Below are 24670 nucleotides of genomic sequence, written 5' to 3'. Positions count from 1 at the left end.
TAGAGTCGGCCGCACTGGTTTCAGATTCCCGCCAACCGCGGGCTTGGGGGCAAGGTGGAATCCCGGATACGACACAGTGGTTTGACGGTGGCCCTGCTTTCCGCGCTGGCGTTGGCGGCGGCACCGGCGATGGCCGAGCCGCTGGGCAACCTGCGCGGCATCACCACCGCGCCCGGCAAGGACGGCAGCCCCGGCTGGTCCATCACCACCGACAACGGTGCCGTGGTGCGCGTGGACCTGCTGCGCGACGACGTGCTGCGGGTGCAGGCCGGGCGCAAGGGCACGCTGACCGGCGCCGGCGACAAGGCCGCCCCGATCGTGGTGCCGCAGGCGGCGGCCAAGGTGGCCTTCGTGCTGGAAGAAGACGGCAACGAAGTCCGCATCCGCACCGATGCACTGGTACTGCACATCCAGCGCCAACCGCTGCGGCTGGCGCTGGACCGCCGCCAGGACGGCCGCGATGTCGCGCTGTGGCGTGAGCTGCAGCCGCTGGACCTGGACAAGGACCAGAGCGTGCAGGTGCTGTCCAGCGCTGCCGACGAACACTTCTACGGGGGCGGCCAGCAGAACGGCCGTTTTGAATTCAAGGGCCGCGAGCTGGAGGTGTCCTACTCCGGCGGCTGGGAAGAGGGCGACCGCCCCAATCCGGCGCCGATGCTGCTCAGCTCGCGCGGCTGGGGCATGTTGCGCAACACCTGGAGCGATGGCAGCTACGACCTGCGCCAGGCCGACCAGGCCACCCTGCTGCATCGCGAAGACCGCTTCGACGCCTACTACTTCGTCGGCCCCAGCCTGCATACGCTGCTGGACCGCTACACCGCGCTGACCGGACGCGCCGGGCTGCTGCCGCGCTGGGCGTTCTCCTACGGGGATGCGGACTGTTACAACGACGGCGACAACATCAAGAAGCCCGGCAGCGTGCCCGACGGCTGGAGCGACGGCCCCACCGGCACCACCCCGGACGTGGTCGACAGCGTGGCCAGGCAGTACCGCGACCACGACATGCCCGGCGGCTGGATCCTGCCCAACGACGGCTACGGCTGCGGTTACAAGAAGCTGCCCGAGACGGTGCAGGGCCTGGCCAAGTACGGCTTCAAGACCGGCCTGTGGACCGAAAACGGCGTGGACAAGATCGCCTGGGAAGTGGGCACCGCCGGCAGCCGCGTGCAGAAGCTGGACGTGGCCTGGACCGGCAAGGGCTATCAGTTCGCGATGGATGCCAACCAGTCCGCGTTCAACGGCATCCTGCACAACTCCGATTCGCGCCCGTTCCTGTGGACGGTGATGGGCTGGGGCGGCATCCAGCGTTATGCGGTGGCCTGGACCGGCGACCAGAGCAGCAGCTGGGACTACATCCGCTGGCACATTCCCACCCTGATCGGCTCGGGCTTGTCAGGCATGGCCTATGCCAGCGGCGACGTCGATGCGATCTTCGGCGGCAGCGCCGAAACCTTTACCCGCGACCTGCAGTGGAAGAGCTTTACTCCCGTGCTGATGGGCATGTCCGGCTGGTCGGGCAACGCGCGCAAGCACCCGTGGTGGTTCGCCGAACCCTACCGCAGCGTCAACCGCGATTACCTGAAACTGAAGATGCGTATGACCCCGTACATGTACGGGCTGGCGCACGATGCGGCCACCACCGGCGCACCGCTGCTGCGCGCGCTGATGTGGGACTACCCCAACGATCCGCAGGCCTACACCGAGGCGCACAAGTACCAGTTCCTGCTCGGTCGCGAGATGCTGATCGCCCCGGTCTACCGCAGCCAGGCCGCCAGCCGTGGCTGGCGCCGCGACATCCACCTGCCGCAGGGCCGCTGGATCGATTACTGGGACGGCCGCCAGCTGCAGGCCGGTGCGGACGGACGTTCGCTGGACCGTCCGGTCGACCTGGCCACGATCCCGGTGTTCGTGCGTGCCGGTGCGATCATTCCGATGTACCCGGCGATGCTCTACGACGGCGAGAAGCCGCTGGATGAAGTCACCTTCGACCTGTATCCGCAGGGCGATGCGCAGTACACCCTGTACGAAGACGATGGCGCCACCCGCCGCTACGAAACGGGCGAGTCCAGCACCCAGCAGATCCATGTGCAGGCGCCGGCGCAGGGCAGTGGCCCGGTGCAGGTGCGCATCGATGCGGTACAGGGCCACTACGCCGGCCAGCTGCCGCAGCGTCGCTATGCGCTGCGCGTACTCAGCCGGCAGCGCCCGAGTGCGGTGCTGCTGGGCACGCGGGAGCTGCCGATGCTGGCCGACAAGGCCGCCTGGCAGGCCGCCAACGAAGGCTGGTACTTCGACGCCGGGGAACGCCGCGGCACGCTGCACGTGCGTACCGCGCCCACCGAGATCGGCCAGGCCGTGGCGTTGCAGTTGGCGCTGCCGGTGGCGGCCGCGCCGGCCGATGACGCCTATCCCGCCGCGCCCGAACTGGGCCGTGCGCTGCCGCCGGACAGCCTGCTGGTGGTCAACCGCCCGGCCGAAGAGCAGGGCTATGAAATGGAAAAGGCCTTCGACGACGACCCGGCCACCTGGTTCCGCACGGTGCGCAACCAGGCGGTCAAGACCGGAGCCCACGAATGGGTGATCGGCTTCGGCGAACGCAAGCTGGTGGACGGCATCGCACTGGCCCCGCGCAATGACCAGCACTGGAAGAGTGGCCAGATCCGCGATTACGAAATCTACCTGGGCGACAGCAACGGTGAGTGGGGCGCGCCGGTCAAGCGTGGCCGCCTGACCCTGCAGCAGGGCACGCAGCAGATCGATTTCCCCGCCCATGCCGCCCGCCTGCTGCGCTTCCGCGTGCTCAGCACGCAGAACCCCGACGGCGACGGCGCCAGCGCTGCCGACCCGATGGTCAGCGCCGCCCAGGGCAGCGTGGCGCGTGCGGTGGATGCGCTGCAGCCGCGTGATGTCGGCCCGATCGTGCTGTCCACCTTCCATATCCTCGAGCACCAGCAGCCCGAGCGCCCGGCCCAGCAGTTGTACCTGTCCACGCTGACGTTGCCGGCCGGCGTCGCCACCGACCATGCCTTCGGCGGGCAGGCCGACATGCGCATGAACGGCCTGCATTTCCGCCGCGGCCTGGGCGTCAACGCCAGCAGCCGCATCGACCTGCAGCTGGGCGGTGGCTGGCGCCTGCTGCGCGCCGACCTCGGCATCGACGACAGCTGCCGTGCTGCCGGTGGCATGCAGTTCCAGGTCTGGGGCGATGACCGCCTGCTGTACGACAGCGGGCTGGTCAAGGCACCGGGCGTGGTCAAACCGGAGTTGGACGTGCGCGGCCTGCAACGGCTGAGCCTGCGCACGCTCGGGGCGCAGGGCAGCACGCCTGCGCAGGTCTGCGGCAACTGGGCCAATGCCGCGTTGATCGGACAGGAGGGCGATACCGCCAGCATCGTGTCGCCGTAACCCCGCAACCGCGCTTTCAGCCACTGCTCTCTCCGTTTCCCCGACTGCGGCCGCCTGGCCGCGGAACGGGGGACGTTTGCCCGAAAAAACTACCCAATGGCAGCCCCACGCTGCGGATAGAACAAGGAGCCAAAGATGTTGACCGAACGCCATCGCCATCGCTGCATCCCCGCCACCCCCTTGTCCATCGCGCTGGGCCTGGCCCTTGCCGTGGTCGGCAATGCCAGCGCGCAGGACACCCCGCCCGACCCGAAGGCCACCGAGCTGTCGCGGGTTGAAGTCACCGGCTCCAACATCCGCCGCACCGACGTGGAAACCGCCTCGCCGGTGCAGGTGATCAGCAAGCAGGACATCGAGAACATGGGCGCGCGCACGCTGTTGCAGGTGCTCGACAACCTGCCGGCCGCGCGGCCGGCGCAGCAGGATTCGCGCTCGCTGTTCACCGGCTCCGATGGTGCCTCCCAGGCCAACCTGCGTGGCCTCGGCGCGCAGGGCACGCTGGTCCTGTTGAACGGGCGCCGCCTGTCGTTCTACGGTGCACCGGCCGGCTTCCAGACCCAGTTCGTCAATATCGATGCCATCCCGGCCGCGGCCATCGAACGCATGGAAGTGCTGACCGACGGCGCCTCGGCCGTGTACGGCACCGATGCGGTGGCCGGTGTGATCAACGTGATCACCAAGCGTTCCTACCAGGGCGCGGAGATCAACCTGACCACCGACAAGTCCTCGCGGATCAGTTCCTACGGCGAGCACCAGGGCAGCATCACCGCCGGCTTCGGCGACCTCGATGAAGACCGCTACAACGTCTACGCCTCGGTCAACCTGTACCGGCGTGACGCGATCCCGCTGAGCGATTTCTACAACAAACGCCCCAGCCAGTACTACGTCAACAATCCCAACTACATCCCCAACCTGCGCCTGGACAGCGGCAGCAAGCCGGGCGAATTCAACCCCGGCAGCTACTTCGCCTTCGACCCGGTCACCGGCCGCCGCGTGCAGGAAGCCGCGCCGGGCTGCAACAACGTGCTCACCAGCGAAGCGGCCGGCCCGCGCTGCATCTGGCAGACCTGGATGAACAACGAGATCGACGCCGGCGCCAAGTCCGAACGCAACACCGCCTACGTCAACGCGCACTTCCTGATCGGCGACAACATCGAGGCGTTCGCCGAGGCGACCTATACCGACATCGACCTGACCGCCAACGGTGGCACCCCGCGTGCCTATGGCACCACCACCGGCAACCCTACCAGCTGGTTCTCGCGCAACACCGGCACCACGGTCAACCAGTTCCTGTATCCGTTCCTGGGCCCCAACAACGAGTACAACCACGCCAGCCCCGAGCTGAAAGCGCTGATGGGCGGCGTAGTCGGCCTGCAGTACCTGCTGCAGGACGTGGGTGCCAACCACTTCGGCCAGCGCAACACCGACCAGAGCTATCGCGTGGTCACCGGGCTGCGCGGCGATGTCGGCGACTGGAACTGGGAAACCGCCTTCGCCACCGCCGGCTCGCATTCGGTCACCTACCAGACCACCAACGTCAACCTGGCCGGCTTCGAGAAGGCGTTCGGCCCGTACAGCATCGACCCGGGCACCGGGCGGGTGATCATCTCCGACCATCCGGCCTACCGCTTCGGCGAGATCAGTGAAGCCAACGCCGCGCTGATCCGCGAGGCCTTCCCCACCTTCGACATCCAGTCCTGGACCCGCCTGCATACCCTGGACGGCAAGATCGAAGGCCCGTTGTTCAACCTGCCTGCCGGTGAAGTACGCGCGGCGTTCGGCTTCAACGCCTCGCGTGAAACCTTCTACACCCCCGGTAACCCGGACGCGGCCAACGGCCTGATCACCCAGCAGGGCGGTTCGTGGTTCGACGGGGCGCGCAATACCTATGCGCTGTTTGCCGAGACCGTGGCCCCGCTTACCGAGAAGCTGGAACTGGACGCGGCGCTGCGCGTGGACAAGTACCCCGACTTCAGCGCCAACCTGGCCCCGAAGATCGGCCTGAAGTACCAGGCCTTCGACAAGCTGATGCTGCGCGGCACCTATTCCACCGGCTTCCGCGCGCCCAGCCTGGCCGAGTCCGGCAACGGTGGCGTGTTCGCCCAGCTCGGCGGCTACCGCGACGAGCTGCGCTGCAACGAGACCAACGCGATTGCCAACCTGTTGCTGCAGTCCCAGCGCGGGGGTGACGTGGATCTGGGCAAGACCCTGCTCAACAGCGACTGCAGCCGCACCGTGGCGCGCATGACCCAGCCCAACCCGGAGCTGAAGCCGGAGAAGGCCAAGATCACCACGCTGGGCTTCGTCTACGAGCCTACCCAGTGGCTGTCGGTGTCGGCCGATTACTGGTTCATCTACCGCACCAACGAAATCGTCGCGCCCGACTACACCCGCGACGAAGACATCATCTCCTCCACGCGCTCGCCGATCACCGAAGCCGACCGTGCCAACCAGGCCGCGCTGGCGGCCATGTGCGCCGACCCGGCCAGTGGGGTCAGCTGCCCCGGCACGCTGCCCGGCTACAGCACCGGCAACGTGGCCAGCGTGGTGGGCCAGTACAAGAACCGCGGCAAGACGCTCATCGACGGCTTCGACATCGACGCGCGCAGCCGCTTCGGGCTGGGCGAGTGGGGCACCCTGAACATCGGCGTGGCCGCCACCATCGCCAACCGCAACCGTTCCTACCTGGACGATGAGAGCGGCTGGTACTACGGCGACCTGGTCGGCTATTACAACAACCCGCGCCTGCGCGCCACGCTCAATGCCGACTGGAACTACAAGCAGGTCACCACCAGCATGTTCATCAACTACGTGGGTGGCACCAAGTGGGCGCTGCAGCAGATCGATGAAGAAGACAACAATCCGCAGACCTGCACCGCCGGCTACCTGCCGGTGCAGCAGAGCAAGTGCGACGGCGCACCGTCGTGGTGGACGGCCAACCTGAGCGTGGCCTGGCGCCCGGATGCGCACTGGAACGTGGGCATCACGGTCAAGAACCTGTTCGACCGGCTGCCGTTCTACGACCCCAACAGCTTCCTGGGCGACTCCAGCGATTACGCCACCATCTTCGGCCGCGGTTACAGTCTGACGGTCGGCTACAAGTTCTAAGGGTTCCATCGCGTCGGCCGTGGCCGGCGCGATGCCAATAAGAGGAAATGTTTGCCATGAAACGTAGGGAATTCATCCAGGCCAGCGCCGCCTTGGCCGCCACCAGCCTGCTCACCCAGACCCCCGCCTGGGCCCGCAACCGCAAGGTGCGGCTGGGCGTGATCGGCACCGGCATGCGCGGCCTGGTACTGCTGAAGGAACTGGTCCGCCGCGATGACGTGGAGGTGGTGGCGCTGTGCGACATCGAACCGATCATGCTCAAGCGCGGCATGGAGATGGTGGCCAAGGCCGGCAAGCCGGCCCCGACCGCCTATGGCCAGGACGGTGACATCAACGCCTGGAAGCGCCTGATCGAACAGCGCGGCCTTGATGGGGTGATCATCGCCACGCCGTGGGAGTACCACGCGCCGATGGCGATCGCCGCGATGCAGGCCAAAGTCGCGGTCGGCTGTGAAGTGGTGGCCGGCATCACCCTGCAGGACCACTGGGACGTGCTCAAGACCCAGCTGGGCACCGGCACCCCGTACATGCTGCTGGAAAACGTCTGCTACCGCCGTGACGTGATGGCCGCGCTGCAGATGGTGCGGCAGGGCCTGTTCGGTGAACTGGTGCACCTGCAGGGCGGCTACCAGCATGACCTGCGCGGGGTGAAGTTCAACTCCGGCGATCCCGCCCAGCCGTACGACAGCGGCGTGGAGTTCGGCGCCAAGGGCTGGAGTGAGGCGCGCTGGCGCACCGAGCATTCGGTGCAGCGCAACGGCGAGCTGTACCCCAGCCACGGTATCGGCCCGTGCGCGATGTACACCGGCATCAACCGCGGCAACCGCTTCACCCACATCAATGCTTTTGCCAGCAAGGCGCGCGGCCTGCATGAGTACACCGTGGCCAAGAGCGGTGGCACCACCCACCCCAGCACCAAGGTCACCTTCAAGCTGGGCGACATCGTCACCACCACCCTGGCCTGTGCCAACGGTGAAACCATCCTGCTGCAGCACGACACCTCGTTGCCGCGCCCGTACTCGATGGGCTTCCGCGTGCAGGGCACCAAGGGCCTGTGGATGGATGTGAACCAATCGATCCACATCGAAGGCCGCAGCCCGCCGCACAAGTGGGAAGACTTCAAGACCTACCAGGACCAGTTCGAGCACCCGCTGTGGAAGCAGAACGCCGACACCGCCGCCAGCGCCGGCCACGGTGGCATGGACTGGTTCGTGATCCATGCCTTCGTCGAAGCGCTCAAGGCCAAGGCACCGATGCCGATCGACATCTACGACGCGGTCACCTGGAGCGCGATCACCCCGCTGTCCGAGCAGTCGATCGCCAACAGCTTCCAGACCCTGGAGTTCCCGGACTTCACTGCCGGGCTGTGGGAGAAGCGCAAGCCGATCTTCGCCTTCGACGGGAAGTACTGACGGCTACCGTCATCGCCATCGCACTGTCACGCGGCGCGCGCACAGTACCTGCCCACCAGGCCAGCGGCCGGCCCGTGCAACCGGCGGCACCGCGTGGCCCTGGTTCCTGACACGACGGAGCAGTGGCGATGGGCATGTGGCAATGGCGCGGCTGGGCGCGCATGCGGGGCTGGCTGTTGCTGGGTGGACTGGCCGCAGCCAGCACCGGCAGCACGGCCGAACCGCCGGTACCGGGCACCTGGCTGGCCTATGCCGCCACCGCCAGCAACGCACTGGCCCAACGCCTAGCCCGTAGCGATGACGAGCGCGTGGCGCGCCTGCAGTCTTTCCTGCAGCAGCGCCCCGATGCGGTGCGCGCGGATACCCTCGCGGTGAGCCTGTGGATCGACGCGGGTGGCAACGTCACCGGCAGCCATTTCGCCTCACTGGGTGACGCGCAGGCCGACGCCGACCTACGTGCCCTGCTGGAGCACGCGCCCCTGCCCGCAGCGCCACCACCGGACATGCGCCAACCCCTGCGCCTGGGGCTGGCCCTGCAAGTAGTTGATCCGGCCACGCGCTGAGCCGCTCACGGACGCACCGGTGGCGGAGGCGGGGCAGGCCGCTGCGGTTGGGTGGATACCCCGAAGCTGGTGCCCATCCGTTGCTGGGTAGCGGCCCGGTTGGCCAGCCCCAAAGCACTGGGGGATTGCTGCATCAGGCGTTCCGAACCGAGCACCACGGCCGCGCGCGGTGCCGGCGCAACCGGTGCCAGCAGGCGGCTGATGCAGGCGTAATCGGGGATGCGCTGGCCATTGACCTCCAGCTCGATGCAGCTCGCGGCCGGCGCCACCGCGTCGGCCCACGCAACCGGCGCAGACACGCCCAGCCAGAGCCCGGCGCAGGCCAGCACAGCGTAACCACCGCTTGAACCTCGACCCATCATGACTGTCACCGTGTTGCAATGAAGCCGCCCTAACGTGACCGGCTTGGCGTTCTGATGCTGGCGTGTCTTGCATGCAGTTTGATGACACCGGGGCGCAGGGTCGATCGCGACCGCTGCGGCTGAAGCCGATGGCCCGCTGCCCATCGGCTTGAACGGCATCGGCATTCTTCTGGCCGCCAGCCATCCCTACCTCGGTTCCACAGTCGCTAGTGGGCACCCTGGCGCACGGGGGGCGGCCCAGAAGAGCGCGCGGTCGCGCAGTCCGATATCACGGACGTCATCACGCCCTTCCCGGCGACATCCACCACATGGAAGCAGCTGCCGAACACGCGCTTCTGTGCTTCACCCTGGTTGCCCGGCGTATATCCCGAAATAACCACTTCATAGCGCGTCCCCGCGCGTAACGCAGGGGCGGACGTGCCACCGTGGCCATAAGCCAGGCACTGGCTGGGGGGCAGCGCAGGTTCGGCAGTTCCCGAACGCAGGAAGATGTACTCCCACACGGGGGTACCTCCCGCGCCGCTTTCTTTCACCGACACCCTTGCGATGATCGGCGCGTGGGTGCGTGTTTCCCGTGTGTCAGGCACCCCAAAACACGGTACGCCATCGCGGTCCTGGATCGTCGCCGGCTGGTAGCGCCCAGGTGGCGATGCACAGCTGGCCATCATCGGCAGGAGAAGGCTCAGCAGGGCCAATGGCAGTTGTACTCGCATCATCGGGTCGTCCTCGTTGTCCACCGCCAGGCAGGTGGGAAGACCTCGCCCTGGCCCCCGGCAGTCTGTCCGCTACTCGACCTGATTGCTGTAGCGCCGGGCTCTCCCCCGGCCTCGTTTCACCCACCCTCGCCACGGCCGTCAACGTACCGGTTTGATGGGAATCAACCTTCCCCGCGATGCGCGCAGGTGCGGCACCCTGAACATGCCACCTGGCTGGGTGAGTTGGGCCAACTGCATCATCTTCGGCCACCATTCCAGCAGCCGGGCCGCGCAGTCGTAGTGGTTCAACGTGCTCCAGCCCTTGGCCAGAACGAACACCGTCAGGCCCAGCCGTGCAATTGCCTCGCGTTCGACTGGACGTCGATGGTGATGGTCCTGGGTAACGTGGACCTGGATGCCCTGTTGGATCGCCAGTTCAAACAGCGCCACATCCCTGGTGCCGCTGCCGACAAAATCACGCACGTGCACCACCTCGTGGTCATCCACGCGCGCAATCGGATCGATCGCCCTTGCCAGGGCAGGCGGCAGGTTCTCGTCGATCTGCGCCTTCAAGGCGCGACCCGTTGTTCGAAGCTGACTGCCTTGCGCACATCGGCTGCAGAGATGCCATACAGCCGGGCGACCCGTTGTGCATCGCCACTCTCCACCTGCAGCGCTTCGGCGATGGCCACCGTGGGTACGCCGGAGCCGGCAAGGATGGGCTGCCCAAAGCTGCGCTGCGGGTCGAATACCACCGCGCGGGATCCTTTGAGCGGGTACCAGCGCGTGGCTTCGTCGTCGATGTTCAGCTCGATCCCATCGCGCAACGATGGTGCAATCACCTTCCGGATCACGTCCTGGCGCTTGACCACATCCACAAGTGCCGCATCACCACTGGCATCCAGCAGCTCCATGAAGATCCGGCGCCCGTCGGTCTTGAAGCTGGTGCTGGTAAAGGGGTAGTTCCTGCCCAGCTGCTCGTGGACCTCATCGATAGTGCGGCGGATCAGGTTCAGTGGCACGCCACCGGCAACGAACGTACGGACGAAGCGCAGCTCGATCAGGTCGCGGAAGCCAATGCCTTCAATGCCCGTGCCGGTCCACTGCGGCGACCACAACGGGGCGTGGTCGATGTGCCGTTCACCACGGTGGGTGCTGTAGCCCTTCAACCAGCGGCGCAGTTCGCTCGGCTTGCCGCCAATGAAGCGCGCGGCGTCCGCATACGAATACAGGCCGAAGCCGAAGGTGTCCTGCGCTGGCAAGGCAATGCCCATGTGGACGAGTCTACGCAAACCGGATCGGGGTGGACCACCGCACGACGCATCCTGGGCTGCAGGTATCGCAATGGGTGCGACGCAGGGCAGGATTCTGGTCGTTCAGAGGGCGTGGCGATGGGCCACAAGGCAAGGATGGTGCGCCCGGAGGGATTCGAACCCCCGACCAATGGCTTCGGAAGCCACTACTCTATCCGGCTGAGCTACGAGCGCGTTTGATCCTGCATTCCCCGGGCGCCTGCGCAGGCCGCCATTCGCCTTGGCGGCGCGGGGAGGGCCATTCTAGCGGTAAATGCGGCGCAGGTCTGCCCCTGTCTGAATTGCGCAGCGGGACAGCGCCGGTTGCCGACCACAGCGGTATCCTTCGCGCATGGCTTATGAACGTTTTGACGCCCCGGCCGGTCCCGCACCGTCGCGCTGGGGCCAGTACTGGAAACTGATGCGCGCCGATCGCCCGATCGGCACCCTGCTGCTGCTGTGGCCCACCTGGTGGGCGTTATGGCTGGCTACCGGCGGCCTGCCGTCGTTGTGGATCCTGTTCGTGTTCAGCGCGGGCGTGTGGTTGACCCGCTCGGCCGGCTGCGTCATCAACGACTACGCCGACCGCTGGCTGGACCCGCACGTCAAGCGCACCAAGGACCGCCCGCTGGCCAGCGGGCGCGTGTCCGGGCGCGAGGCGCTGCTGTTGTTCGCCGGCTTGATGCTGGTCGCCTTCGCCCTGGTGCTCACCCTCAACGCGCTCACCATCGGCCTGAGCTTCATCGGCATCTTCCTGGCCGCCAGCTACCCCTACCTCAAGCGCTACACCCACCTGCCGCAGGTCTACCTGGGCATGTCGTTCGGCTGGGGCATCCCGATGGCATTTGCCGCCGTCCAGGGCGAAGTCCCGGTGATCGGCTGGCTGCTGTATGGCGCCAACATCCTGTGGTCCACCGCCTATGACACCTGGTATGCCATGGTCGACCGCGACGATGACCTGAGGATGGGCTCGCACTCCACCGCCATCCTGTTTGGCGACCTGGACCTGGTCATCCAGGGCATTCTGTACGCCCTGTTCCTGGGCGCCATGGCGCTGGTCGGTGTGCGCGCCGGACTGGGGTCGGCGTATTGGATATCGATAGGCGTGGCCGCACTGCTGATCGCCTACGAGTTCCTGCTGTGCCGCAAGCGCGAGCGCGACCCCTGCTTCAAGGCCTTCCTGCACAACAACTGGGTCGGTGCCACCTTGTTTGCCGGTATCGCTGCCGCGCTGGCGTTCCATTAGGGCCCTCCCCCGACCAACGGTCGGGGGCTACCGATTGCGGCGATGTCCGATTGGCCCGGGATCGACGCCCCGTGCCTGGTAGTGCCGGCCGCTGGCCGGCTCCCGACCATTCTGGGGAGCCGGCCAGCGGCCGGCACTACCCCCTACGACCAATAGGCGACTGACAGCCCGCCACCCAACCAGCACACTCCCCGCATTGAATGACCTGGGAGGAGCAAGCCGATGGCGACGTCGACAGCAGCACGAGACGGTTTCATGGCCCGCGCGGCACTGCGCTCGGCCGCCTGGGCGGAAAAATGGTTCCCCGATACCTACGTCTTCGCCGTCCTCGGCGTGGTCATCGTGGCCGCCGCGGCAATGGGGTTCGGCGCCACCCCGCAGGCCACCGCCAGCGCCTTTGGCGAAGGCTTCTGGAGCTTGATTCCGTTCACCATGCAGATGGCCTTCGTGGTCATCGGCGGCTATGCGCTGGCCACCGCCCCGATCGTGGCGCGTTTCATCGACCAGCTGGCCAAAGTGCCGCGCACCGGGCGCGGCGCGGTGGTCTACGTGGGCCTGGTCAGCATGCTGGCCTCGCTGCTCAGCTGGGGCTTCTCGCTGGTGTTCGGCGGCCTGCTGGTGCGCGCGCTGGCCCGCCGCGAAGACCTCAACATGGACTACCGCGCCGCCGGCGCCTCGGCCTACCTGGGCTTGGGCGCGGTCTGGGCGATGGGCCTGAGCTCGTCGGCCGCCCAGCTGCAGGCCAACCCGGCCAGCATGCCGCCCGGCCTGGTGGAGATCACTGGCGTGCTGCCCTTCACCGAAACCATCTTCCTGTGGCAGTCCATCGCCCTGACCACTGCATTGATCCTGGTCTCGCTGTTGATCGCCTGGCTCACCGCCCCGGGCCCGGCCACCGCTCGCACCGCGCGCGACTTCGAGGGTGCCGCCCAGGCCGAGCCGCAGCCGCTGCAGCCCCGCACCCGTCCCGGCGAATGGCTGGAATACAGCCCGCTGCTGACCGTGCTGCTCTCGCTGCTGGCGTTTGGCTGGTTGTTTGGCGAGTTCGCCAACAAGCCGCTGGTGAGCGCCATTGCCAACCTCAACACCTACAACTTCCTGTTCATTTCGCTGGGCCTGCTGCTGCACTGGCGCCCGCGCAGCTTCCTCAACGCGGTGGCCAAGGCCGTGCCCAGCACCACCGGCGTGCTGATCCAGTTCCCGCTGTATGGCGGCATCGCCATGATCCTCACCCACGCGGTGGGCAGTGGCGATGAAACCCTGGCGCACCGCTTGTCCAGCCTGTTCGTGCACATCGCCACCGCCGACACCTTTGCCCTGGTCATGGGCGTGTACTCGGCGGTGCTGGGCTTCTTCGTGCCCTCCGGCGGTGGCAAGTGGATCATCGAAGCGCCGTATGTGATGCAGGCTGCCAATGAACTCAAGGCGCACCTGGGCTGGGCCGTGCAGGTGTACAACGCGGCCGAAGCGCTGCCCAACCTGATCAACCCGTTCTGGATGCTGCCGTTGCTGGGCGTGCTGGGGTTGAAGGCGCGCGACATCGTGGGCTTCACCTTCATCCAGTTGCTGGTGCACATCCCGCTGGTGCTGGGCCTGTTGTGGCTGCTGGGCATGACGCTCACCTACGTGCCGCCGGTGATGCCGTAACGCAGACGTGCCGACACCGATCCACGTAGCGCCGGGCTCTGCCCGGCTGCTGTTGGCGCGGATGCAAGGCAGCGGGGCGGAGCCCCGCTCTACGGGTGGGGCAGGGGGGTGCTGGTGTCGGCCAGCAACGCCGGCAGCTCGGCCAACAGCGCCGCGCAGTGGGAAGGCGGCAGCACCGCCGCCAGCGCCGGGGCCAACCGTCGTTGCAGGTCGGCCACTACCAGGTGCGGCGCACGCGGCTGTGCCGCATGTACCGCACCGATGGCGCTGGCCAACTGATCGGCCAGCGCGTGATGCAACTGCCGTTGCGCTGTGTTCTTCGGTGTGCCCAAGGTACGTAACAGCACGCCACGGCAGGCCTGTTGCAGCCGCGATGCGCCGCCTGTGCGGGGAAGCTCCAGTGCGCGGCCCCGCAGTACCTGCAGTGCCTGCAGCGCCTGCAACTGGCGCAGGCGTTCGGCAGGCGTACCCGGTGTGGTCAGCAGTGCCTGCAACTGCCGTTGCAGTTGCAGGCGCGCCGCGCGCCCGGCGGTGCTGGTCTGCAGCGCGTGGCGCAGCTGGCTGTGCAGCGCATCGGCGTCGTGGCGCGGGTTGGCCGGCGGCATTGCGGCCGGGCCAGGATAGTCCCAGCCCACATCGCGTACTTCCGGTGCGCGCTCACGCGCCCAATGCCGGATGCGCACGTCTTCGGCCCCGCTCAGATGCTGTTCGCAGGCTTCCTGGCTTACGGCGTCACGCAGCAGCGAGCAGAAATGCAGGTCGTAGCGGTAGCGCTGTTGCGGGGTATCCGCCTCGGTGCCGGCACCCTCGGCCGGCAGCGCCAGCATGGCTGCCTGCAAACGCTGGCCAAACCCGGTCACGCGCTGGTGCAGGCCGCGCCGGCGCAGGCGGTGCAGGTCACGCTGCTGGCCGCGCGCGTCCACGCACCAGTAAGGCCCCAGATGGTCGCGGCAGGCATGGAAATCCACGCTGGCGGTGGGCGGCAACAGCGCGCGCAGGCGGCGGTGCTGGCGCGGCAAGCCGGCCTGCAGCTGCTGCAGCGACAGCGGCGCCCACGCACCTGCCGCCTCCTCCCGCCATGCCGCCGGCACGCCCGGCAGGTGGATCAACCACGCGCAGTGCTTGTGTGGGTGCGGGCGATTGACCAGCGCCAACGCGCACGCCAAGGTCGGTCCATCCACCGCCACGTCCAGGTAGACCAGCGCCAGTCGTGCATCCAGGTGGCGCAGCGCATGCGGATCGGTGGCGATCAGCAGTTGCGCCTGCTGCTGCGCCGCATTCGCACGCCCCGCCGCCGGGCCCACCATCGCGCTGTGCACCGCACCGTCTTTGAGGAAGGCGCGCTGATACCCGCGCATCGCCTCGGCATCGGCCACCAGCAACAGCGCACGCAGGTCGCGCTCGGTGTGCTGCAGGGTGTCGCGCAGGTGCTGGGCAAGGGTGGCCGCCCAACGCCCGCCGCACGCGGTGTCTGCTTCGGGATCGGTACTGAAACCCGGTTTCGCCTGCTTGCGGCGTGGCCGGATAGGCGCCAGCGCATGCCGATACACCGGCACCAGCAGCCCATCGGCGATGGCTTCGGCATCGGAGCAGGCAAACAGCAGTGGATCGGCTGCCATCTCCGGCGTGTCCGCCGGCAGCGGGCCGGTGCCCAGCCACAACCAACCCGCGCGCGGCAGCTGCTGGCGTGCGCGGTCCAGCCAGGCCGGCGGCCCGGCCTGCAGGTGCGCGTCCATCAGCACGATCAGGTCATCGCCGTCATGCCCGGCATCGCGGCGCCGCAACCATGCCTGCAACGTGCCCGGCGTGGTCTGCAGGGTACTGCCGCGCCCGTCGGCCATGAACGCGGCCAGCCGCCGCCCGGGCGACAGTGCCGTGCCGTCCTGATCGTCGCGCAGCGGGTCGCCGGCAGAGCGCTGCTGCACCAACAACACCCGGCAATGGCGCAGCCACGGATCGCGCCGCAGGTGCTGCAGCAGCCAGTGGCGGGTGAGCGCCATTCCCACGCCAGCGGCCAGCTGCAACCGCCCGCGCCCACGGCAGCCCTGCACGTCGATGCGACGCAACTGTGCCAGCCCGGCCTGCACCGCAAAGAACTGCGCGGCCCGCGCAATGCGCGGGCGGCCGTCGTCACCGCTGTGCGTAAAGCCGTGCAGCAGCGCCAGCAATCGTGCTGGCGCCGCCACCCCGGGCAGCAAGGGCGCGTGCACCGCCCGTAGCTGGCGGCCGTTGGCATCGGGCGTACCAATCTTTGCGGTGGGCACGGCATGCCGGATCTGCTGCGTGGCATCGGTGGCCCAGCCGTGCTCGCGCCAGCGCACCCAGCCGGTGGTCGCGGCGTTGCTGCTGGCGTAGCGCCCGCCGCGCCGGTCCAGGGCCAGCAGCAACGGTGCACAGCACCCACTGCCCCCGGCGCGTATCTGCGCCTGGTGCAAGGCAATTGCTGTGGTGTCCTGCCCCCAGCGCCCCTGGCCATCGCGCTCCACACACAGCAGGCGCACCAGCGGCAGGCCATTGACGTAGCCCACCAGCATTTCAACGCGCGGCACGGCATCCAGCGCCGGCTGGCCCGCGTCACGCACGCTGGCAATATCCCACTGGTTGTTCGAGGGCGTGGCCCAGTCGATCAATGGCACCGTGGCTTGCACGGCGCGCCCGTCCGGCAGCCGCTGTTCAATCTGTACGCCGTCACGCAGCAACGCCAGCAAGGCCTCATCGCCCGCGTGGGTGCCGCGCCGCAGCGAACCTTGCGCCACTGCGGCCAGCACCTGCGCAACGCCGTCCGCATCCAGCGCGCGCTGTTGGCCATCTGCCTCGTACCGCACCGCCTGCAGGCGCTGGCGCAAACGCTCCTCCAGCACCGTAGCGTCGGGGGTGCCACGCAGTGCGCTGCGACGGTTGGGGGCCAGGTACTGCCAACCCAATCGGCGCAACCAACCCAGCGCCGAGCCGGTCACCACGCCACGCGCCGGTACGCGGCTCATGACCAAGTGCCCTGCCAGGCGCAATCGCACGGTGGCGACAACGGCGGAATGAATAGCGGCGGAGTGAAGTGAAGTGTGCAATACGGCATGCCTGCAGTCTGGCGCAGCAGCGGCAGGCCCCGCCGTGTGCACCATTCCGTTTCCTGCACATCCACTGCACCGCGCAGTGAACAGTTTCAATGCCCAAGTGCGTACAGATAGCGTGCACCAATCAATGCCACCTGCGCCGCACCACGACGGGCGCTCAACCTGCTTTCGCGGGCCGCTCCTCAAACGCGGCCAGATCGCCTTCCAGTGCTTGTTCCAACGCGCCCAACCGCGAGCGCAGCTGGGCGCGTTCCCCGCGCAGCGCTTCCAATGTGGGCGCCTGCGCGTGATCGTCGCGCTGCACGTAGCGCGCAATGCTCAGGTTGCCGCCCTGCGCGGCCAGCATCTGCGGCGTGGCCAGGCAGGCAACGCCAGCAACAGTATGGCGGCGCTCGCACAATGCCAGCACCTGCTCGGCGGCGGCCTGGTCCAACCGGGGCCCGCGCTTGGTAGCCGGCAGCAGCTGGCGCGCATCCACAAACAACACCGTTTCCTCCGTGCGCACGGCGCGCAGCACCAGCAACGCAGTAGCCACCGGGCTGCCCGCAAACAGCCGGTCGGGCAGGCCGATCACCGCCTCAATCAGGTTGGCCTCCAGCAGGCTGCGGCGGATCAGCGCTTCCTCGCCATCGCGGAACAGCACCCCGTGCGGCACCACCATCGCAATGCGCCCGGTGCGCGGGTCCATCGCCTTGAGCATGTGCTGCAGCAACGCAAGATGGCCCCACTGGCGCGGCGGCAGGCCGTGCACATAGCGCTGGTGTGTATCGCGCAGGCCGCGCTCGGGCGACCATGCCAACGCAAACGGCGGGTGGGTGAGCTGCACCTGGAAGCGGCGCAACTGCCCGCTGGCATCCACCAGGGTGTCGTGCAGCAGCGGCGTGCCTGCATGCACCGCGTGGTTGTCTTCGCCATGCAGCAGCAGGCGCAGGCGTGCGCACGCCCAGGCGGTGTCGTCTTCCTCTTGCCCCAGCAGTTGATGCCGGCGCGCACCGTGCGTGCTGCGCGCCCACTGGCTGGCCGCCAGCAGCAGGCTGCCATTGCAACAGGCAACATCGCAGATGCTCTCGTCTTCGCACGGGTCCATCAGCGCGGCCATCAGCCAGCCCAGCGGGTCGGGCACGTGGGCCAGGGGCAGGGGGCTGCGGCGTGGCTGGCTGCGCTCCAGCAGGCGGTCCACCGCTTGCCCGATATCGGCGCGGTAGGTGCCACGCAGGGCGCGGAAGTCCAGCGCCGGCACCGCCAGCCGGCCCAGCAGCCGCGACAGCGCCACATCGCGCCGCTCGGCATCGCGTGGCCAGCCATCGTGCAGGCGCAACACATCGAACACCTCGGCCAGGGTGGCGCGGTTGGCCTGGCTGAGTTGCTGCAGCGCGGTGATGATGCGGCGCTCGTTACCCGGGCTGAAACGCTGCCGGTACAGCAGCTCAAAGCGCGCCTCGGCCGGCACCACCAATAACTGCGCGCCGGGCGCGGTGGGCGGCCAGTCCAGCGGCGCGCCATAGGCGCCATCGGGGTCTTGTGCGGCCGCATCGGTGTCGCTGGCAATCTTGAGCAGCAGCAGTGCCAACAGCAGGTAGGTGGCCGCGCCACCATCGGCGGCATCGTTGAGGGTTTCGCGCGCGGCATTCAGCGCGGCCTGGGTGGCATGCGCACCCGGCAAGGCAGCCATCACGTTCATCGCGCACACCCCTGCAATACCTGCTCGGCCACCACGGCGATTTCCTGTTGTCGAATGTGGATCAATGCTTCCAGGCAGCGCTGTTCGGCCTGTGCCGCGCTGGCCATGCCCACGATGCGCCGTTGCTGCACCAGCGGCGGCACCTGCACCGGCAGCTGCGCCACCGCTGTTTTACGCAGGCTCTGCTGGCGTGACCCTGCTGCCTGCTGTCGCAGGTACGCCTGCGCGGCGCGTTGGTTCAACTGCCATGCCAGGAAGGCCGGCAGCAGGTCGGGCGTGGTTACCCGCACCACGTACAGGTGCGGGCTGCACACAGTGGAGTCTGGCGGGTTGTGCAGCAGCATCGCCAGCGGGTGATTGCCGCGCGCTGCAATAAGAACATCCTGATCCTGCACCCAGTCGGGCGGCTTGCGTGTGCGCAGCGCGGTGCGCAGCAGGTGCTCGCGTTCGTGCAGGCCATCGGCGGCAAGGTTCTTCAACTGGATGACCTGCACCGGGCCCGTCGGCACGGCGCTGATGGCACCACGGAAGGGATGGCCCTGGCGGATGCTGGCCACCTCGCCCAGCAGGGCGATGCGCGTGAGTGTGTTCATGCGTGCACCATGCGTGCGGGTACGCAGAGGGTCAACCGAACAGGTGGGCAGCATTTGCGATGATGCGAAGTGGAGTGCGCTGGATGTGTGGAAGTGGGATGGCGCTCGCAGGGGGTCTCAGGTGGTGCGACTGATGGGGTGAATTGGAGTTGTGAGTTTGGAGAGATGGGGGTGATGGTGCGCAAGCTGACGCTGTGTGGGGCAAACATCGACACGAGATTTTCTGGTGCCACACATGCAGCGGAGGCAATGGACCGCCGCCGAAGGTCTATGCGACCAATAGCTGTACAAGGTGCACTCAGCGGGGGATCGGCTCGCGAGATGCGCCGGCCGCACAGGAATCGCTTCTTGCATGGCTTGTAGAGGTCCGAAATCAGTACGTCCATCCCGTCTCTCCGCTTTGGAAGAGTCTGTAGAATATCGTATGTTCCGATATATGGAAGTGCGATATAGCTTTGGAAGCCGCTCTTCCCATATACGCGGCCATGCCAAAGACCATCTATCGTCCGGAGTACGCAGTTCTAGTCGAATTGGTCCGGGAAATGCGTTTGGAGGCAGGCCTCACCCAGACCGACGTATCGACTCAGCTGGGCGTCACCCAGTCCCACTTGAGTGACGTGGAGAGAGGCACCCGCCGACTCGACCTGATCGAGTTAAGAGACCTGGCCGGGGTCTGCGGTGTTTCGCTCGCAGACGTCGTGTCGGAGTTTGAGGCTCGGTTGAAGAAGAAGCGAGTCAGCCCCAAGCGCTAGCGCCGAGCCAAGCTTGCTTGGCCGGCGAGCTCTGGCTTCAGCAAAGCCATCTGGCGCTCTACTGTCGGGGGCTGCCTAGATTTATTGTAGCTTCGAGCTCTGCGCCAAGGTCTGCTGCTGGCCGGAAGCGGACGCCGCTCTCCGGAAAGCAAGGAGCGAGATAAGGGGTGCTTATCAGGGATAGATGAGGGAAGCGCCAGGCCGTAAGGTGCTATCCGACCCAAAACATGAGTTCTGCGGCAGCCGAGCTGCTTTTAGTTGCAGGATAGCATTTCTACATCGAAACTCTTATTTCCCACGGCTATAATGTAATGCCATGGCTAGTTGGTAATTTTACAAAATGAAGTATCCGATCAAAAGTGCCCACGGCGATGCGGGGGAGTTTTTCTTTGCTTATCAAATTTCCAGCGTCCTGGCATGGCCGTGTAGATTGCTTGACATCGACATTGGAATTGATGCTCAAGTAGAGGTTATCAGCGACGACAGATCTAGCACGGGTCGATTTGTTGCCTTTCAGATCAAGGCGACCAGCGAGGAAGAGAAGAGCTTTAGGTATGTTAGCGAGAGGCAGCTTGCTTACTGGCGTGAGCTTGATCTGCCCGTGTTTGTGGTTCTTGTGGATCTTTCGATAAAAGAAATGTTTCTGCATCGCGTGGATGTCAGTAAGGATTATCGGGCGACCCCAAAAGGGAATGTTAGAATCGATTTCGATCTAAAGAATGATCGTTTCTGCCGGCGCAGCGCCAGTGTAATAGCTGAAGCCGCGAATGAAGCGGCTTTTTCGCGAGTGCAGAAGTGCCTCGCGGTCGTCGTTGAGCGCGCTAGCGAGATCCGAAGGACCATCTCGGAACAAGATGACTACTCAGACCCTAATGCACTCATCGACCTGATGAACGAACGTTACACCTTCAGGGAAGAGCTTGCTCAAGCTGGCGCTGTAGCGGATGCACTCCGTGTGGGGGCGGCTGAATACAAAGAAGCAAAGCAAGCTCTCGATGACTCTTTGCAGGAATTGCGTCACTACATGAGGAAATGGGGCATGAATATGACTTGGGATGATCATGGCGACATCGCGCGCTTCATTGATGAAGGCCGATAAGTTGGTTTTCTAGTGGGGAGCCTCGGTCGACCTTCTCGTAAGTGTCCGTGAAAACCGGGTGTCAAGCCTTTGGGCAAAACACGCCGAACGAGCAGGCGTTGAGGCCGCAGAAGAGGCTTTGAAGTGGTGAAGAGGCGAATGGCCCGGTCACGGTGAGACCGGACTAGCGTTGTAGGCCTTCTTCGCATGTCAGGTGTCACATTGTTACCTGGGGACTAGTCGGACCTTAATTTCATGCGGCCTATTCTTCGTCAAGTGGGGAAAGAAATGAACTGTCTTGTTTGCGGCGCGAGTCCTACGATCAAGTCGCACCTTATTCCGCGCGTGATGGCCGTAGAAGTCCAAGTTGGGAGCGCGCATGCCGTCCTCTCATCATCTACTCAGCGCTATCGCGAGAGCCAGTCAGGTTTTGTGGACCTGAGCATCCTCTGCGCCCCCTGTGATGCGTTGATCGGCCGTTTCGAAGGGAGTACTGCAAGAGCGTTCGAATCTTTACGGAACGCTGGCATAGGTGCACGGGATGGGGCGGTGGTCAGTGCTCAGCAGATGCCTGACGTTACGTTGCGGTTCTACGCAGCGTTGCTCTGGAAATACGCAGTTACCCGCCCCAACCTTGGCAGGATCGACCTCGGACCGTACAAATCGGAGCTACAGAAGGTTGCCTTTGAGGGTGCTCCGATTCCCGGCTTCTTTGATGCCGCGCTTATGCGTCTTCGGCTCAATGCCGACGATGTCAGCGTCTTCGCTTATCGAGCTCCAAAATTGGATCGCAAGAACGGACTCAACATGTATCGGATAATGGTTGGCGGGGTGCTGGCCTTCGTCAAAGTTGACCGGCGTCCCTGGGGCAGCACATCGTTGAAGGACATCGCGCTTGGTAGCTCGACCAACACGAGCGCATGGGTGATGGCCGCTCAAGAGTTCGAGGAATTCCAGATGCCGCAACATTCTGCGCATAACGACAGCCGTTTGTCGGCGTTTCTGGGCAGGCAGGATGCCCGCGCTGCTCAGAGAATCTGACTTCGTGCGGAGGCAGCCCCTGTCGCTCACTTGCCAGTGACTGCGCGCTGACTCTGCCGTTCAACAAGCGGATCTTATAGCAGTACCGCCAGCCCTGCGAATCCACCAGGGCCTCTGCCGCCGGAACCAGGTAAGCCGGCCATTCAAGTGTTTTCCCTCTTGGCGATGCTCTTCCCCACGGCGTGGTGGTTCTTTTGCGGCTCGGCGTGAATGGCAGCTGGATTATTTCATTGGCGATTCTTGTCATAGCTGGGGCCGAACATGACGTGTGGTGCATGCTCATGATTCGTCGCGACTATTGGCCGGAAGCGGACCCCGGTCAGATGGTAATCCCCCCGCAGGTTAGTAGCAGCCAGAAGTGGAATTTTCTCGTAACCTAACCCGAGGAGATCCCATGAAGAAATCACGATTCACCGACAGCCAGATCATCGCCGTACTCAAGCAGGCCGAGGCCGGCACGCCTGTCCCGGACCTTTGCCGACAGCATGGCATCAGCTCAGCGACGTTCTACAAGTGGCGCAGCAAGTTCGGCGGCATGGATGCGTCCATGGTGTCCCAGCTAAAAGAACTGCAGGACGAGAACCGGCGGCTGAAGAAGATGTACGCCGATGCCCAGCTCAGTGCCGAGCTGCTGAAGGAAGCGCTCTCAAAAAAATGGTGAGGCCATCTCAGCGTCGCGAGATGGCCAGACTGGCGGTCCAGGCAGGCATCACCAGCATCGTTCATGCGTGCAGGACGTTCGAGGTGAGTCAGACCTGCTACCGCTATCAGGCCAAGGCCTGCCAAGAAAATGCGATCATCGCTGACTGGTTGCTCAGGCTGACCAGCGCCTACCGCGATTGGGGCTTTGGGCTGTGCTTCCTGCACCTGCGCAACGTGAAGGGCTTCGCTTGGAACCACAAGCGCGTGTATCGGATCTATCGCGATTTGGAGCTGAACCTGCGCATCAAGCCGCGTAAGCGCATCGTCCGAGAAGTGCCGGCGCCGCTAGCGGTTCCGAAGGCGGCGAACCACACTTGGTCGATGGATTTCATGCACGACCAACTGGCTGATGGACGCAGCTTCCGGATGCTCAACGTACTGGATGATTTCAACCGGCAGGGTCTGGCGATGGAGGTCGACATCTCCTTGCCTGCGGCGCGCGTTATCCGCAGCTTGGAACAGATCATTCAATGGCGCGGAAAGCCTCGCGCCATACGCTGCGACAATGGGCCCGAGTACATCAGCGGAGCGCTGCAAGCGTAAGCTCCCCCGGCAGCCAGACACCCGATAAGTAGAGCTTTCTGGCATCTTTAACCAGCCAGGAGGTTGCATGCGCACATCAAGATTCACCGAGACGCAGATCATCACGATCCTCAAGCAGGGCGATGCCGGGCTTGCGGTGAAGGATCTATGTCGCCAGGCCGGCATCAGCACGGCGACGTATTACCAGTGGAAGAGCAAGTACGGCGGGCTTGAGGCGTCCGAGCTTCGTCGAGTCAAGGACCTCGAAGCTGAGAACGCCAAGCTCAAACGCATGTATGCGGAAATGGCGCTGGACAACGCGGCGCTGAAGGACCTGATCGCAAAAAAACTGTAGGGCCGGGTCAGAAGCGTGAGGCAGTGCGTTTCCTCACCGAGGTGCACGCGCGCCCCCTGAGCCGGTCCTGCGGTTATGTGGGTTTGTCTCGTGCGGCCTGGTATGCGCCGCCACTGGACTGGACCGTGCGCGATGCGGAGTTGATCTCGGCATTGGCCAAGCTGGTCGAGGAGCGGCCCAGTCGAGGTTTCTGGAAGTGCAGCGATCAACTACGCAAGAAGCGACGGGACTGGAATCCGAAGCGGATCTATCGGGTATACAAGGCGATGAAGCTCAACCTGAGAAGAGCGGCCAAGCGCCGTCTGCCAAAGCGCGAGCGGGTGCCGCTGTATGTTCCCAGGCAGCCAGATACCGTCTGGTCCATGGACTTCATGAGTGACGCGTTGGCCTGTGGCAAACGATTCCGAACGTTCAATGTGGTCGACGACTTCAACCGCGAGGTGCTGCATATCGAGGTGGATACATCACTCAACTCTGGTCGCTTGGTGCGCGTGTTCGAGCAGCTCAAACGTGATCACGGATTACCGCAGGTTCTACGGTCGGACAATGGCCCTGAGTTCCTGGGCGAAGCATTTACCCAGTGGGCCAAACTCGGCGGCGTGGCGCTGCGATACATCCAACCTGGAAAGCCCAACCAGAACGCCTTCATCGAACGCTTCAACCGCACGTTCCGTGAGGAAGTGCTGGACCAGCACCTCTTCGCACGCCTTGAGGACGTACGTGAGGCAGCGCATTGGTGGATGATCGATTACAACGAGATTCGTCCACATGACTCGCTCAGCGGCATGAGCCCCGTCGAGTACCGTACCGCTCACACCAGAAGCTCTACTTTAGAAATGTCTGCTTGACGGGGGAGCTTACGCAAGCATGGGCCGAGCAGCAAGGCATTGCGCTGCTCTACATCCAGCCAGGCAATCCTCAGCAGAACGCCTACATCGAACGCTACAACCGGACCGTGCGTTACGCTTGGCTTGCCAGCAATCTGTTCAATGACATCCAGCAGGTCCAGGACATCGCCACCCGTTGGCTATGGACTTACAACCACGAGCGCCCGAACATGGCGCTCGGCGGCATCACGCCAATGCAGAAGCTTGCACTGGCAGCGTAGTTCCACTTTTGGCGACCGCTAAAAGCGGGGGGATTAC

The 24670-nt window shown here is 65.4% G+C and carries 16 protein-coding genes, 1 tRNA gene and 2 pseudogenes; 12 read left to right on the top strand and 7 right to left on the bottom strand.

Features of this window, described 5'->3' with window-relative positions; genetic code table 11:
- Nucleotides 1-129: 129 nt before the first annotated feature.
- The 4 genes from AC3IR9_RS19755 to AC3IR9_RS19740 all read left to right on the top strand — a co-directional run bounded on the left by AC3IR9_RS19755 (nucleotide 130) and on the right by AC3IR9_RS19740 (nucleotide 8488).
- On the top strand, nucleotides 130-3405 hold the full coding sequence (locus AC3IR9_RS19755) for a TIM-barrel domain-containing protein (protein ID WP_489295918.1): 3276 nt from the start codon (nucleotides 130-132) through the stop codon (nucleotides 3403-3405).
- Nucleotides 3406-3540: 135 nt separating this feature from the next.
- Nucleotides 3541-6513, top strand: a complete 2973-nt coding sequence (locus AC3IR9_RS19750) for a TonB-dependent receptor domain-containing protein (RefSeq protein ID WP_489292885.1) — start codon at nucleotides 3541-3543, stop codon at nucleotides 6511-6513.
- 56 nt (nucleotides 6514-6569) lie between these two features.
- The gene (locus tag AC3IR9_RS19745; RefSeq protein WP_489292884.1) at nucleotides 6570-7925 is read left to right on the top strand and encodes a Gfo/Idh/MocA family protein; all 1356 of its coding nucleotides are present in this window, start codon (nucleotides 6570-6572) and stop codon (nucleotides 7923-7925) included.
- A 128-nt stretch (nucleotides 7926-8053) separates the two neighbouring features.
- On the top strand, nucleotides 8054-8488 hold the full coding sequence (locus tag AC3IR9_RS19740) for a hypothetical protein (protein WP_489292882.1): 435 nt from the start codon (nucleotides 8054-8056) through the stop codon (nucleotides 8486-8488).
- A gap of 5 nt (nucleotides 8489-8493) precedes the next feature.
- On the opposite strand, the gene AC3IR9_RS19735 is transcribed toward AC3IR9_RS19740, so the two are convergent.
- The 4 genes from AC3IR9_RS19735 to AC3IR9_RS19720 all read right to left on the bottom strand — a co-directional run bounded on the left by AC3IR9_RS19735 (nucleotide 8494) and on the right by AC3IR9_RS19720 (nucleotide 11032).
- A complete protein-coding gene (locus AC3IR9_RS19735; protein WP_489292881.1) occupies nucleotides 8494-8847 on the bottom strand; it encodes a hypothetical protein in 354 nt (117 codons plus the stop codon).
- Nucleotides 8848-9704: 857 nt separating this feature from the next.
- Nucleotides 9705-10118: a PIN-like domain-containing protein gene (locus tag AC3IR9_RS19730; RefSeq protein WP_489292880.1), complete on the bottom strand. Its 414-nt coding sequence runs from the start codon at nucleotides 10116-10118 to the stop codon at nucleotides 9705-9707.
- Nucleotides 10115-10837: a DUF433 domain-containing protein gene (locus tag AC3IR9_RS19725; RefSeq protein WP_489292879.1), complete on the bottom strand. Its 723-nt coding sequence runs from the start codon at nucleotides 10835-10837 to the stop codon at nucleotides 10115-10117. Before AC3IR9_RS19725 ends, AC3IR9_RS19730 begins: the two co-directional genes overlap by 4 nt.
- Before the next feature lie 118 nt (nucleotides 10838-10955).
- Nucleotides 10956-11032, bottom strand: a tRNA-Arg gene (locus AC3IR9_RS19720).
- Nucleotides 11033-11189: 157 nt separating this feature from the next.
- Between AC3IR9_RS19720 and ubiA the strand changes: the two genes are divergently transcribed.
- Nucleotides 11190-12083, top strand: coding sequence for a 4-hydroxybenzoate octaprenyltransferase (gene ubiA / locus AC3IR9_RS19715; protein ID WP_489292877.1), 894 nt, complete (start codon nucleotides 11190-11192; stop codon nucleotides 12081-12083).
- A gap of 255 nt (nucleotides 12084-12338) precedes the next feature.
- Nucleotides 12339-13730: a short-chain fatty acid transporter gene (locus AC3IR9_RS19710; RefSeq protein ID WP_489292875.1), complete on the top strand. Its 1392-nt coding sequence runs from the start codon at nucleotides 12339-12341 to the stop codon at nucleotides 13728-13730.
- Between the two features lie 89 nt (nucleotides 13731-13819).
- On the opposite strand, the gene AC3IR9_RS19705 is transcribed toward AC3IR9_RS19710, so the two are convergent.
- The 3 genes from AC3IR9_RS19705 to AC3IR9_RS19695 all read right to left on the bottom strand — a co-directional run bounded on the left by AC3IR9_RS19705 (nucleotide 13820) and on the right by AC3IR9_RS19695 (nucleotide 19075).
- Nucleotides 13820-16714 carry a type I restriction endonuclease gene (locus tag AC3IR9_RS19705; protein WP_489292873.1) on the bottom strand — a complete coding sequence of 965 codons (2895 nt, stop codon included), beginning with the start codon at nucleotides 16712-16714 and terminating at the stop codon, nucleotides 13820-13822.
- Between the two features lie 244 nt (nucleotides 16715-16958).
- A complete protein-coding gene (locus AC3IR9_RS19700; protein WP_489292872.1) occupies nucleotides 16959-18482 on the bottom strand; it encodes an HsdM family class I SAM-dependent methyltransferase in 1524 nt (507 codons plus the stop codon).
- A complete protein-coding gene (locus AC3IR9_RS19695; protein WP_489292870.1) occupies nucleotides 18479-19075 on the bottom strand; it encodes a restriction endonuclease subunit S domain-containing protein in 597 nt (198 codons plus the stop codon). The genes AC3IR9_RS19700 and AC3IR9_RS19695 overlap by 4 nt, the downstream gene beginning before the upstream one ends.
- Nucleotides 19076-19560: 485 nt before the next feature.
- Here AC3IR9_RS19695 and AC3IR9_RS19690 point away from each other — a divergent pair, with 485 nt between their 5' ends.
- The 6 genes and pseudogenes from AC3IR9_RS19690 to AC3IR9_RS19665 form a co-directional block, all read left to right on the top strand.
- Nucleotides 19561-19827 carry a helix-turn-helix domain-containing protein gene (locus AC3IR9_RS19690; RefSeq protein WP_489292869.1) on the top strand — a complete coding sequence of 89 codons (267 nt, stop codon included), beginning with the start codon at nucleotides 19561-19563 and terminating at the stop codon, nucleotides 19825-19827.
- Between the two features lie 340 nt (nucleotides 19828-20167).
- A complete protein-coding gene (locus tag AC3IR9_RS19685) occupies nucleotides 20168-20926 on the top strand; it encodes a DUF4365 domain-containing protein (protein ID WP_489292868.1) in 759 nt (252 codons plus the stop codon).
- A 267-nt stretch (nucleotides 20927-21193) separates the two neighbouring features.
- Nucleotides 21194-21946, top strand: a complete 753-nt coding sequence (locus AC3IR9_RS19680) for a hypothetical protein (protein WP_489292867.1) — start codon at nucleotides 21194-21196, stop codon at nucleotides 21944-21946.
- A 394-nt stretch (nucleotides 21947-22340) separates the two neighbouring features.
- Nucleotides 22341-23185: pseudogene (locus AC3IR9_RS19675) on the top strand (IS3 family transposase); the annotation flags it as partial.
- 73 nt (nucleotides 23186-23258) lie between these two features.
- Nucleotides 23259-24373 (top strand): IS3 family transposase gene (locus AC3IR9_RS19670; RefSeq protein WP_489292866.1). Its coding sequence is split into 2 segments (ribosomal slippage): nucleotides 23259-23511 and nucleotides 23511-24373, totalling 1116 coding nucleotides; the frame shifts between segments, so codons are not numbered across the junction.
- A gap of 17 nt (nucleotides 24374-24390) precedes the next feature.
- Nucleotides 24391-24633, top strand: a pseudogene (locus AC3IR9_RS19665) (integrase core domain-containing protein); the annotation flags it as partial.
- Nucleotides 24634-24670: the final 37 nt, after the last annotated feature.

It is taken from the genome of Stenotrophomonas sp. GL_101 (assembly GCF_057835675.1).
The sequence above is the reverse complement of the archived record's forward strand: the minus strand, read 5'-3'. Positions and strand labels throughout refer to the sequence as shown.